General features: G+C 31.9%; 12 protein-coding genes and 1 pseudogene. 8 read left to right on the plus strand and 5 right to left on the minus strand.

The genetic code is table 11. The features are described from left to right. Nucleotides 1-21 precede the first annotated feature (21 nt). The 7 genes and pseudogenes from mutL (at nt 22) to NTHER_RS07605 (ending at nt 7,935) form a co-directional block, all read left to right on the plus strand. Nucleotides 22-2,064 carry a DNA mismatch repair endonuclease MutL gene (mutL, locus tag NTHER_RS07575; RefSeq protein WP_012447952.1) on the plus strand — a complete coding sequence of 681 codons (2,043 nt, stop codon included), beginning with the start codon at nt 22-24 and terminating at the stop codon, nt 2,062-2,064. Nucleotides 2,065-2,119: 55 nt separating this feature from the next. After that, nucleotides 2,120-3,118: a tRNA (adenosine(37)-N6)-dimethylallyltransferase MiaA gene (gene miaA / locus NTHER_RS07580; protein WP_012447953.1), complete on the plus strand. Its 999-nt coding sequence runs from the start codon at nt 2,120-2,122 to the stop codon at nt 3,116-3,118. A gap of 65 nt (nt 3,119-3,183) precedes the next feature. Beyond that, a complete protein-coding gene (hfq, locus tag NTHER_RS07585) occupies nt 3,184-3,438 on the plus strand; it encodes an RNA chaperone Hfq (RefSeq protein ID WP_012447954.1) in 255 nt (84 codons plus the stop codon). A 339-nt stretch (nt 3,439-3,777) separates the two neighbouring features. Continuing rightward, nucleotides 3,778-4,401, plus strand: a pseudogene (locus NTHER_RS16515) (aminopeptidase); the annotation flags it as partial. A 238-nt stretch (nt 4,402-4,639) separates the two neighbouring features. Beyond that, entirely contained in the window at nt 4,640-5,431 is a 792-nt protein-coding gene (locus NTHER_RS07595) for a CPBP family intramembrane glutamic endopeptidase (protein WP_012447955.1), read from the plus strand. A 119-nt stretch (nt 5,432-5,550) separates the two neighbouring features. Then, nucleotides 5,551-6,516 carry an AAA family ATPase gene (locus tag NTHER_RS07600; RefSeq protein ID WP_012447956.1) on the plus strand — a complete coding sequence of 322 codons (966 nt, stop codon included), beginning with the start codon at nt 5,551-5,553 and terminating at the stop codon, nt 6,514-6,516. A gap of 135 nt (nt 6,517-6,651) precedes the next feature. Further along, the gene (locus tag NTHER_RS07605) at nt 6,652-7,935 is read left to right on the plus strand and encodes a methionine gamma-lyase family protein (protein ID WP_012447957.1); all 1,284 of its coding nucleotides are present in this window, start codon (nt 6,652-6,654) and stop codon (nt 7,933-7,935) included. Between the two features lie 88 nt (nt 7,936-8,023). Here NTHER_RS07605 and lexA read toward each other — a convergent pair whose 3' ends face one another. Then, a complete protein-coding gene (lexA, locus tag NTHER_RS07610) occupies nt 8,024-8,692 on the minus strand; it encodes a transcriptional repressor LexA (RefSeq protein ID WP_012447958.1) in 669 nt (222 codons plus the stop codon). A gap of 293 nt (nt 8,693-8,985) precedes the next feature. Here lexA and NTHER_RS07615 point away from each other — a divergent pair, with 293 nt between their 5' ends. Beyond that, nucleotides 8,986-9,375, plus strand: a complete 390-nt coding sequence (locus NTHER_RS07615; protein ID WP_012447959.1) for a LysM peptidoglycan-binding domain-containing protein — start codon at nt 8,986-8,988, stop codon at nt 9,373-9,375. A gap of 806 nt (nt 9,376-10,181) precedes the next feature. Here the strand turns inward: NTHER_RS07615 and NTHER_RS16450 are convergent. The 4 genes from NTHER_RS16450 to NTHER_RS07630 form a co-directional block, all read right to left on the minus strand. Continuing rightward, nucleotides 10,182-10,577: an IS3 family transposase gene (locus tag NTHER_RS16450; protein ID WP_148206830.1), complete on the minus strand. Its 396-nt coding sequence runs from the start codon at nt 10,575-10,577 to the stop codon at nt 10,182-10,184. Further along, the gene (locus NTHER_RS07620; RefSeq protein ID WP_012447960.1) at nt 10,562-10,828 is read right to left on the minus strand and encodes an IS3 family transposase; all 267 of its coding nucleotides are present in this window, start codon (nt 10,826-10,828) and stop codon (nt 10,562-10,564) included. The genes NTHER_RS16450 and NTHER_RS07620 overlap by 16 nt, the downstream gene beginning before the upstream one ends. 392 nt (nt 10,829-11,220) lie before the next feature. Next, nucleotides 11,221-12,027, minus strand: coding sequence for a DUF6602 domain-containing protein (locus tag NTHER_RS07625; protein ID WP_012447961.1), 807 nt, complete (start codon nt 12,025-12,027; stop codon nt 11,221-11,223). A 47-nt stretch (nt 12,028-12,074) separates the two neighbouring features. Continuing rightward, nucleotides 12,075-13,130: a protein kinase domain-containing protein gene (locus NTHER_RS07630; RefSeq protein ID WP_012447962.1), complete on the minus strand. Its 1,056-nt coding sequence runs from the start codon at nt 13,128-13,130 to the stop codon at nt 12,075-12,077. Between the last annotated feature and the right edge of the window lie 15 nt (nt 13,131-13,145).

Raw genomic sequence — 13,145 nt, forward strand, 5'->3', positions numbered from 1 at the left:
AGGGATAGGGGGTTAGCTCAAATGGGTCGGATAAACATATTGAGACATGAAATATCAGAAAAAATAGCTGCTGGTGAAGTGGTGGAACGTCCCGCCTCTGTAGTTAAAGAATTAATTGAAAACTCCATTGATGCAGGTAGTGATAATATCCAAATATTCTTATCTAAGGCCGGCAAAGAATTGATTCGCGTGATTGACAATGGCCTAGGGATTCATCCCGAAGATGTAGAGCTAGCTTTCTCTAGGCATGCCACAAGTAAGGTTAATAGTATCAAGGACCTTGATAAAATAAATACATTAGGTTTTCGGGGTGAAGCCCTGGCTAGTATTGCTGCAGTAAGTAAAATTGAAATGAATACCAGGCGCCACGATAGTAAAGAGGGAACTAGAGTGTTCCTTGAAGAGGGGAAAGTTCAACAACGAGGTAGTGCGGGGTGTCCACCTGGGACCGATATTGCAGTGAAAGATTTATTTTACAACACCCCCGCCAGGTTAAAATTTCTCAGCAAAGAAAGTACTGAAATTGCGTTAATCCATGATATAATTAATAAATTTGCACTGGCAAATCCTAATATTAGATTCAGGGCATTAAACGGGAATAAAAAGCTTTTGCAGACCTCAGGCAGAAACGATATGCTAGAAGTGATAGCTAATATATACGGCTATCAAACTGCGAAAAAACTGTTACCAATAAAATATTCTCAAGATGGTATTACCATTACAGGTTACATAGCAAAGCCGGAACTGACCCGATCTAATAGAAGTTATCAAACTTTTTTCGTAAACGATAGATATGTAAAAAGCACCTTTTTATCCGAAAGATTAGAAAAAGGGTATCATACATTGCTTCCAAAACATAGATATCCTTTTTCAATATTGAAACTTCAAGTACCTGATGAGATATTAGATGTAAATGTGCACCCAGCGAAAATACATGTTAGATTCATAAATGAAAAACAAATTGGAAATATGTTAACAAAAGCTGTGACAGAGAAATTAAAACAAGAACAATTGATTTTTCAAGCTCCCAAAGTTAATAATACTAAGAAAAACCAAACTAAACCGGAAGGCTCTCAACTTCGTTTTAGAGGTGTTAACAAGAATAATGCTCCCAGTTTCGAGAAAACCTCAAGTAAGTTTAAAAGTCAATTAAATAATAATGTTTATGATAACATTTCTTCTAAAACTAGTAACAACTACTTAAAAGAAAAACAGGAATATGATATTCCAAGAATTAATAATAAAGTAGACCACACAAAAAACCATATAGAAAACCAAACAGAAAACCATATAGAAACACATCAAAAAACACAAGAAATAGGTGATCAAGAAAAGACTAGTGATAGTGTTCATTACGGTAGTAATCCAAGTAGTAAACCAATTGGTGATTCAAGTGGTAAACTAAGTGATGATTCAAGTGGTGAATCATATAGTGATCATATAGATACCATAGATTTAGCTGATAATAATGAAAACTTTTTACATGATTTACTTGAATATCGCGTCGTTGGCCAAATTTTTACTACTTATTGGATTCTAGAATCTAGTGATGAAATTTATTTAATAGATCAACATGCTGCCCATGAACGAATAAATTATCAATTATTAATGGATAGATATCGCTCTTCTCAACTAAAAAGCCAACAGGTTATTCCCTATACATTAGAGTTGGACAGTGCTGGTATAACAGCCCTAGAAGATAATTTAGATAAACTGCGCCAGTGTGGCTTGGAATTCGAATTCTTTGGTCAAAACACTTTATTAGTGAGAGGAGTTCCCTTTGCAATTAAAGATATCTTCGATCAAGATGCAATTTATGATCTGATTGATCAGTTGATAAAACATCCTGATAACGATCTGGATATAACAAGCCTGGAAGAAATGTTAATTACCATTGCTTGTAAAAAAAGTATTAAAGCTAATGAAAAGATCGGAGCAAAAGAATTAAAATCTTTGTTAAAGTCCCTTGTGGAAACACCTACGCCTTTTACCTGTCCTCATGGACGGCCTACAATTATAAACTTAACCAGAACAGATGTAGAAAAACTGTTTTACCGAGTTTAATAAACTTAGCAGAATGCTATAAAAAATTTTGCTAGTTATTGGGGTGAAAAAATTTATGATGAACACATATGACAATCAACACCGTGAACAACAAAAGTTGAGTGAAAATATATTAAAAACAAAACCTCTTATAGCAATTGTAGGCCCTACAGCTGTTGGAAAGACGGATATTTCTATAAAAGTAGCCGAAAGATTACCTGTGTCTACTGGAATAATTTCGGCTGACTCTATGCAAGTATATAAAAAAATGGATATCGGAACAGCCAAACCTTCCCAAGAAATTAGAACCAAGATACCACATTATCTAGTTGATAATGTGGAACCAGACGAAGAATTTAGTGTAGGAAGATATCAAAAACATGCTAAATCAATTCTGAATCAACTTTATCAAAACAAAGAGCTGCCCCTTTTAGTAGGAGGTACGGGCTTATATGTAGATGCGCTTATTTATGACTTTTCAATGAATGAGCTTCCTAAATCAACGAAATATCGTCAAGAGTTACAGCAAAAAGCAGAACAAGATGGTTTAGAACAGTTGTACCGGAAACTAGAAAAAGTAGACCCCGATGCTGCTGATAGAATTCATCCCAATGATCAAAGGAGAATCATTCGCGCATTAGAAGTTTATTATTACACTGGTGAACCTATCAGCCAAAGACAAAAGAGAAGATACGACTCTCCTTATAATTTATTAATATTTGGCATAACAATGGATAGAAACAAATTATATAACAAAATAGAAACACGTGTAGATCAAATGATTGATCAAGGTTTAGTGGAGGAAGTAAAGTACTTATTAGAAAACGGTTATCACTTACAGCTCACTTCTATGCAAGGTTTGGGATATAAAGAGATAGCAGGGTATTTAATGGGTGATTATGATTTAGAAACTGCAGTTCAAAAGTTAAAGAAAAACACTAAAAGGTTTGCAAAAAGACAGCTTTCCTGGTTTCGAAGGGATCCCAATATAAAATGGTTAGATATTACTGAAACTGATAAAAGTGAAATTTGTGACAAGATTATTGATATGATCTTGAAGGAATATTTGGAATAACATAGAAATATAGATATTAGGTAATAAAAATTATATAATATATAAATTATATTGGAGGCGATAGCTTGTCAAAAAACACAATTAATTTACAGGATAATGTTTTAAACCAGGTGAGGAAGAACAAAATTACAGTAACTATTTTTTTGGTCAATGGCTATAAAATTCGCGGCCTAATTAAAAGTTTCGATAATTTCACACTATTGATGGAGGTTAATGGTGAACAACAGATGATTTATAAGCATGCAGTTAGTACCATAATCCCAGGTAAAACTCTCAATCTCTTCTCCGATCAATCCGATAAAAATGATCAAGAACAGTAATTGACGTGTATTGTAATTATTTAAAAATGACTTGGAATCAACTTGAAATCATAATGTATTTTTAATTTTAGTTATTATGAATTTATTTACTCGTGATTTGACAGAATTTTATGTAAACAAATAATTAGTTAAAGACACCTGTATTTAAAAGTGCTGTTAAATTAAAGTTGATTGTTGATTCACTTCTTGTTTATTGGTTTAATTCTACTATCCCTCAAAGGATTTGTAATTTGCGGAAAGCAATACTTAACAGTTAGAATATAACCCTATTAAGTAATTTGATGTAATAACATCTCTTATAGAAGGAGTGCTAATGTATGATCCTCGAATTAACAAATTGTGTTTCAAGCAGGTCTATTAGACAAAGAGGATCCAATTTTCCACTGGCAAGAAATAGATGATAAGCAGCAGGAGATTATTGATTATTAAGAAAGTAAATCTGAATTACAAATTATATCCCAAGATACCAATTTGTCTATGAATATCAAGGGGCGCAAGTGGATTAACTGTTCCGGGAAAGAAAATTTCCCCGATGGTGAATTTTTACTGCTCCTATTGAAGATTCCGTAGAAGGCCATATTAGATTTACTTTTCCTGGTATCTATGAAGGCAAAGAAATTGAGGATATTCGATTGGAGTTTCAAAATGGGAAAGTTGTTAATGCCAAAGCTATTAAAGGTCAAGACTTACTTACTGCGTTTTTAAATACCGATGAAGGTGTCCGATATGTAGGGGAAATAGCCATAGGCACAAATTATAGGATTAAAATTTACAAAGAATATGTTATTCGATGAAAAAATAGGGGGTACCGTTCATCTATCTGTAGGTAGTGCTTTTCCTGAAAGTGGTGGTAAAAACCATTCAAGTATACACTGGGATATGTTATGTGATATGAAATCCCAGGGTGAAATTTATGCTGATGGTGAACTCATTTATAAAAACGGAGAATTTGTAATAAGTTAAAACAATATTAAAAATTGATTGTATAGCAGTATAAATCTCGAAATATAAGACTCGAATTCTCTAATTAGAGATTCGAGTTTTTTATTTAGTTGGACAAACCCTCTAAAAGGTTATAGTTGCTCAGAAGAAAGACGTGCTATGAGTAGTCAAGTATAAAATTATCAAAGATCAGTGAATTTACTTGACTATGAAAATAGCATGTCGCGAAACTAACTCTATTGTACAAGGAGGCTAATAGATGTTGGAAAAAAATAAACCCTCTCCGTGGTTTTTTCTTATTGGCACTGTTATTTGGACCTGGACATTTTTAGGTTTGACGTTTTTGACTGGTCAAAGTTATTTGCAATTTCCTACTGTTCTTTTATCTCTGACAGGTGGGCTTGGGCCTTTATTTTTACCATTAATATTAATTAAACTTGGTTATTGGGATACAGAACTTGATGAGACTCCTTTCCAATTTATTCGTCGAGTTTTAAATCCTGCCACATTAGAATTTAAATGGTATTTATATGTAATTATTTTGGTATTAGCATTAAGGGTTACATCTATTTTGTTAAATAATTTCCTGTATGACCAACAAGGCTTTTTTGATATTGGCTCCATGATGTTTATTTTAATTGGAGTAATTATTGGTGGAATGGAAGAAATAGGTTGGAGAGCTTATGCCTTAGAAGGACTGCAGAGGCGAGTTCCTATTATTCTAGCTAGTTTGATTATCGGATTTTTCTGGGCAATTTGGCACTTACCTTTATTTTTTATGGAGGGTACATATCAATATCAATTAGGAGTGGGCACAACAGCATTTTGGTCTTTTCATATCGGTATACTGGTAGGATCGCCAATTTATGCTTGGTTGTATAATAAAAGTGGAAGGATAGCTTTTGTTGTGGTATTATATCACGCATTAGGAAATTTAAGTGGTGAATTATTTGTAAGTGTTTTTGTTATTAATTTGGTAACAGAATTAGCGCTAGTTTTAATATTAACAACTTATTCCTGGAAATGGATGAAAAAGAAAGTGTATTTATAGTGTAATTAAATATTGCAATTTACGAATTTAATATTAACTTTTTTATTTGATATTACGTACAATAAAATAGAGTTATCTAATTTTTGAACCACGCCATCAAAAAGGTGGTGGTTTTATTTATGGTAAAGATAAATATAAATGGGAAAACCGAAGATAGTGATCAATACATTCTTTCTCATGAATCAATGGCCAAAGATAATTCAAAAGTATTTAATAATGAAAATTCAGGGATTAACAGCAATGGAGAAAGCTTTTTTCATCTAAGTGATAATGTACTAAGAAGTCTAAATAAAATGGAACGATTGGTGGGTCTGGAAAAAGTCAAACGCAATATTTATGAGATATGTGCATATATAGCAATCCAGAATAAAAGGCAGCAGCTAAATTTATCAGTCGAATCACAGACTTTGCACATGCTTTTTATGGGATCTCCAGGGACAGGTAAAACTACAGTAGCAAGAATACTAGGAGAAATCTTTAAAGAACTTGATTATCTTCCATCAGGTCACTTAGTGGAAGTCGAGAGGGCCGATTTGGTAGGCGAGTATATTGGCCAGACTGCTCAAAAGACTAAAAAACAAATTGACAATGCACTGGGAGGAATTTTGTTCATTGACGAGGCTTATGCTCTTGCACGAGGTGGCAGTACTGATTTTGGGAAAGAAGCTATAGATACTTTGGTGAAATCCATGGAAGACTATAAAGACCGCCTAGTTGTAATATTAGCAGGCTATAAAGATGAAATGAAATTATTTCTAAAATCTAATCCCGGCTTATCTAGTAGATTTCCTATTCATATTGAGTTTCCCAATTATACTGGGGAACAATTGCTTGCTATTGCTGAGAAAATGCTAGAAGAAAGACAATACTATATGGATAAAGTCGCTAGGAAATATTTATTTGAAATAATAAATTCTGAATTATCTCAAAGGGAAATAAACTTTTCCAATGCCCGTTTTATCCGTAATCTAATAGAGAAAAGTATCCGAAGACAGGCGATTAGACTAATCAATAAGGAAAAAATCAAAAAAAATGACTTAATTTATCTAAAAGCCGAAGATATTGATCATCCTGGCTCTTCATAATTTGACAATATCAAATAACAATAGATAAAATTCATAATATATGCCATGATATAAATAGAAAAAATGCCAATAATTGCTGAGATTTGCGCTTACCCGGGAAATGAAAGAGCTGTATATATTAGGAGGTGGGAAATATTGTTGGATTATATAAAGAAGTCAGAGAGATGGGATATAAATGAAGATGTACTAAATGCAGCTGAAAAAGTTATGTATGAACTAACTACCAGATTCAGCGAAATTGATAATACCTGTGCCAGTAATCAATTAAAAGTTATCAATGCAATGCAGGAATTAGGTTTAAGTGAACATCACTTTTCTGGTAGTACGGGTTACGGCTACGGTGATCTTGGAAGAGAATTTGTTGATGATTTAATGGCTAGGGTTATGGGTACTGAGGATGCCCTAGTTCGGCATTTATGGGTATCGGGTACCCATACTATTTATAGCTGTTTAGCAAGTCTTTTAAATCAAGGTGATACTTTACTCTCTGTTACTGGAAGGCCTTATGATACTCTGGCCAAATTAATAGGGATTACTCAGGATGCTCCTTCTAATTCCTTGATAGAACAAGGAATCAACTATAAAGAAGTGAGTTTAACTGAGGGAGGCTTAATTGATTATCAAGCAGTAAACACTCGAATCAAAGAATTACAACCAGAAGTGGCCTTTATTCAAAAATCAAGAGGATATAGCAGTAGAAAAACTTTAACTAATGAGGATATTAAAAAATTGGTATCTTTAATTAAAGAGGCCAGTCCCAACACGAAAATTTTCTTAGATAATTGCTACGGTGAATTTGTTGAACACAATGAACCTGGAGAATTGGAAATTGATTTGCTGGCGGGTTCATTGATAAAAAACCCGGGAGGGGGGTTAGCCCCTTATGGCGGATACATAGCTGGAAAGTCCGACTTAGTAGAGCGTGTTTCCTATGAACTGACTGCTCCTGGACTGGGGAGGGACATGGGAGCTACTCCCGAAGAATTTAATCGTTTATTTATACAGGGTTTATATATGTCTCCTACAACAGTGGCCTCTGCTGTAAAGGGAGCAATATTTAGTGCAGGCTTGTTTCAAGAACTTGGCTATAGTGTATCACCTCATCCTGAAGATAAGAGGGGAGATATCATACAAGAGATAAGTTTGCATAACGAAGATAAGTTAAAAGCTTTCATTACTGGTATTCAAAAAGCAGGTGTGGTAGATAGTCAGATAGCACCTGAACCAGGGGAGATGCCTGGTTATGACTGTCCTGTAATGATGGCAGCCGGAACATTTATTCAAGGTGCTTCATTGGAATTAAGTGCTGATGCCCCCCTACGACCTCCCTATCGAGTTTATCAGCAGGGAGGACTTACTTTTCCACATGCTGTTTTAGGAAGCCTAATTGCAGCAAATTATGTATCTAAAGAATCATAAGTAAAATACATAAAAAACTCCTCAATCAGTGATAACTTGAGTAACTGATTGGGGAGTTTTTTTGTGAGTTAGTTTCAAGTTAAATTGCTTATAGTGTTTGTTCGGCAAAGTTTCTAAATAGACCAACTACTTTTCCTATTATGCTAACATCTCTTGAATATATAGGTGAATAAGCTTTGTTTTCAGGCTGAAGCCTAATGTATTCATTCTCTTTATAGAATCTCTTAACTGTTGCTTCATCTTCTAATAAAGCTACGATTATCTCTCCATTATTAGCAGTATTCTGCTTATTGACAATCACCAAATCTGAATCGTATATTCCTGCTTCTATCATGCTATCACCCTTGATCTGTAACATAAACAACTCTTTTCCGTAACTCAACTGTTTTGGTATGGGGAAGTATTCTAAAATGTTTTCTTCTGCTAATATAGGTTCACCGGCGGTTACCTGGCCAACTATAGGAATTTTCGTAGTATTCAAATCTTCATTATCGATTTTTTCATTGTTGTTACTTTTCTCTTGATCAGTATTTTTATTATTATTCTTTGATAATATTTCAATGGCTCGGGGTCTAGTTGAATCTCTTCTAATATAACCTTGTTTTTCTAAACTAGATAAATGGAGATGTACAGTTGATGTAGAACTCAATCCAACCCCTTGGCAAATTTCTCTAACAGAAGGCGGGTATCCATTTTTTGATGCGTAGTCATTTATAAAATTATATATTTGCATTGGTTTATTTGATTTTTTGCTCATAATTATGCTCACCCCTTAATAAGATATAATAGACAAGCGTAATTCCCACGTTTTCAATACACTAAATCTTTGAATTAAGTATATCATTCCAGATAATGTAAGTCAAAACATATGTTCTAATAAACTATAGAACATTCTTGACATCGAACAGGTGTTTGATATAATGTAATTAACCAATCGAACGCTTGTTTGGTATCGTACAAATCAAAATCAATGATAGATAATTAGGATAGTTTAGGATTGATTGATTAGAACTGGAATAAGAAATTGTAAATTCAAAGGGGTGAATATTAATGCCAGCTAGTATTTATGAAACAAACAAATCAAATGGAAAAAATAGAATTAAGTTAAAGAAAAAGTCCATATGTTTAATTATATTTATATTCGCAATAGTGGCAATAACAAGTGTTTTATTACATACAACAATTTTAGCATCAGATAAACAAGATGATATTATTAATGAAGATAAGGTAAGTTATCAAAATAAAGATGCAAATGATGATGAATTAGAATATGAAAAGGTTATTATTAATGAAGGTGATACATTATGGAACATAGCTATTGAACATACAAATGAAAATCAAGATCCCAGAAAATCCATTGAAGAAATCCGCCAGTTAAATGATATGGATTGTGCAAATATAACAGTTGGTGAGAAAATCAAAGTTCCTGAAAGCAATTAATTATAATAACAAAAATAGAAAAAGGTTTTAGTTATGTGGGATGCGGTTTAAACCGGGATAACTAATTTCGGCTGGGATAATAACTATTGTTTATGAATTTATGAGGCCTTGCAGGCCTCTTTTTAATTTTACCCTTAACGTCCTATAATAAATCTTATGTAAACTAGGAAAATTTAAAGGGAGAGAGCCTGTGATTTCAAACAAGAATTATGATTACGCTGCAATAAAATGGTTATGGAACGCAAGATAAATTTCAATTTGGCTCCCTCCCCTACCTGAAACAAAAGTATTTTTTAGTTAAGTTGAAAAGCTGGTCAACTAGATTTTCGATCGTCATCTTATTTTCAATTTTTTATATTGTACTTTTCTTTCGATTGGATTGTAATCATATCTTGTTAATTGTTATCTTATCCAAACTTGATCAATTTTGAATTATTAAGATTTTTAGATTTATTACAAGAAAATCTGCCGATCAACACATATTTTTAGTTATTTGTATTTTAATGTGTGTTGTATCGTATTTAAGCCCTTCTATTAAATGCATAGCAAAATTAAGCCATACTATTCCCCTCTGAAGAAAATAGGAAGCCCTTCACGGGCAAATATGAAGGGCAATAATTTTGGGGTTTAGTAAGAATTAGTCTACTGGGTTGTTTTCAAGTGAAAACAAAATTTGATCACAGATAAACTAAACAATTAATTAAATCTAAATTTTAAAACTAAATTTTATCAATAACTTAACACCAAGACAAGATAAATAAGTTGAATGGACTTAGGTCAAAATTTTGGACACCAAAAGTTAAGTATTAAGCAGATTGCTTTGCTAGATCCTCAACATGTTGAGGAGTTAAAAACTCCAAACTTCCATGAATTCTCGTTTTGTTGTACCAGCTCTCAATGAACCTAAATAGAGCAATTTCAGCTGATTTGAAGTCTAAGTACTTAACTTTGTAGCCTTTATTTTTTAGCACAGTGTAGATCTTTGGTGCACCATATCGCTTTTTACTGTTTTTATGAATTTGAGTTATTTGATCTAATAGTTCTCTGTTTTCTTTGTCACGATTAGATTCAACTCGATTTATTGTTTCGTAATAAGTACTTCTCGGAAAGTTTAGAGCATCACAAATAGCTTTGATAGTATGCTCGTCCTTTTGTTCTTTTATAAATTCAGTAAGCTCTGTATTGTCTACTTTTTGGCGAATATGGTCATAGCCTTTTTTAAGATTTCATTCTCCTCTTTCAAGCGAGCCATTTCTTTTTGCATTTCTTCCATATCTTTTGAAGTGGCTCCCTCACTGCCAGATTGTTGGTTTGGAGAGAAATCTTTGATCCATTTATAAATAGTAACCTCTGTCACACCATATTCGCTAGACAAATCCCTTACAGAACTACCTGAATGGTATAAATCTACAATTGTTCTTTTAAAGTCTTCATTATATCGCTTATTACTCATTACTGGACACATCCTTTCGTTATTAATATTGTAAGTGACTTAACCATGATGTGTCCAAGAATTTATACTAACACCAGAATTTTAAATCAAGGATTGCTTAATTAGCAAAACACAAATTATCTAAAGTGAGAAATTTCTTGTAGAGTCTTTAAGTTTATTATTTAAAAATAAAACTGGATTTCAAATGACTATAAATATTAGCTTGATATGAGTTTGATTATTTAAAAAAGTAATACTTTAAGTAAGAACAATATTATGTAAACTAATAAAGGTTATAGTTAAAGGACTTTTGGATTCAGCATACAATTTTTTATTAAGCCCCTACCTCACTTGTAAAATTTAAGTAATAAATAATGTCTCAATTCCTTGATCACTACGAAAAATAATTTAAATTAATCTAAATATAGAGAAGATTGCATGAAAAGGTTCAAATATGAAAAATCGTCATCAAAATTTTTAGTCAATTTAATTTGACTTAATTTATCTAGAAGTTGCGAATAAAACAAAGCAAAAGCGACTTTTTCTTTTGTCACCTTATAATTTTCTTCAGTTGTATAAGGGTCGTTCCAACCAGAAGATTGCCCTAGTATATTACGATATTTGTATTCTCTCTTTTCCTCATCGTAATAATAGTCAAATACACCTAAATTGGCACAGAATATTAAATCGATATTTTTGTTTTCTAGTTTATTCAAAGCAGTTAATAATTTTTGTTCATCTAAATAGCTACGATAAGCAAACAGTATCGTTAAGGGTTCTCCATATAATAAATTTTTGATCTCTGGATCTTCTCTGTATAGTTTTTTTATAGATTCAAATTTTTCGTTTTCTTTAGTAATCATATTTGAATCACTTAAATTCATTTTTGATTCTATAACTGCTCTTAAACTCAAGATATGAATTACTTTATTTGCATGACCTGAAAATAAATTTGGCATTTCAATATCGTCATAAATTAATATGTCACATTGGTTGCTTATTCCTCTGTTATGATTTAATACAAATCCTGTACTTATTTTATATTTTTTAGGTATATATTCGCTTAAAAATGCTGACAAAATTTTTTCGGCTTCTCTACCCTTCTCAGGATTATGATTTAATTGATAGACTAAGTCCAATTCAGCTAAAATTTTATCAAAATTTTTAAAGAGAGTGTAACAATAATGTTTTTTATGAGATGTATTTGTACTATGATTCATAAAAACAACCCCCAATCAACTTTTGATTCTTTAAATTTCAAATAATCCTAAAATTTGGTATCAACCCTTTCATTAAATGCCTTAATTTTTTTGATATACGTTTTTCTCCAATTTTTATATTTATTAGCCGTTAAATTTATATTTTTATCATTTAAAGACAAGGGAACTGTCCTAATAGTTGAAATGTTAGGGTCTTTAATATATTGTTTACTAAAATAGTAAACTTGTCCTAAAAACTGTTCAATTGAACCTTGGGAAAGTTTTAGAGTTTTTAGTTCTTTTAATATATTTGAAAAATTAAATAGAGGGATCTTTACCATGTGAAGACTAACTGCAGAAACTAATTCAAGTTCATCTGCTGAATCTATCTGTTTATTTTTTATAATTTCTTTGTAATTTTCAATAGCTCTTATTATTTCACTTAAAGAAAAAATAGCTTGACATGTTGTTTTTTGAGGAAAGTCATCGTATTTTTCAATATCTAATAAGTTTAACTGTTTTTCCTCATGAAGAAGTTTAAAAGAAGTACTTAATAATTTTTCATTTTGCTTGAATACAGACTCTTTATTGCTTTTTGCAAATAAACTGGTGCTAAAATCAAGAATTTTGACATCATACGACTTTGTTATCATAATGTTCTCAGGATGTAAATCTCCATGAGTTATTCCTTTTTCATGGGCATCATTTAAACCTGTTAAAATACTATCTAATATAGATTTTCTTAATATAAATTCTTTATTGTTATTAATATCCTTTAACCACTCATCTAAAGTATTACCTTGAATATATTCCATAACCATATAATAGAAGCTGTTACCCTTGGTAATATCAGGATAATGAACTTTTACAATTTTATTGCTATTTAAACTAGCCATTTTTCTAACTTCTGCATAAAAACGTTTAGGATCAGGTTTTTTAAACTTGGGATTTCTTGGCACCCAAACTTTAATTGCAACAATTCTATTAGAATAGTCTTCTTCTCCTTTAAATACAACAGCGTTTTTGCCTTGTCCCAACTCATCTATTATTTTAATATTCGGTATCTCCACTTTTTCACCATTTAAATACGGTATTTTATTATTATCCCATGTTACTTCACTCATCAAGATTACCCCTTT

The sequence above is a fragment of the Natranaerobius thermophilus JW/NM-WN-LF genome (assembly GCF_000020005.1).
Classification (GTDB): Bacteria; Bacillota; Natranaerobiia; order Natranaerobiales; family Natranaerobiaceae; genus Natranaerobius; species Natranaerobius thermophilus.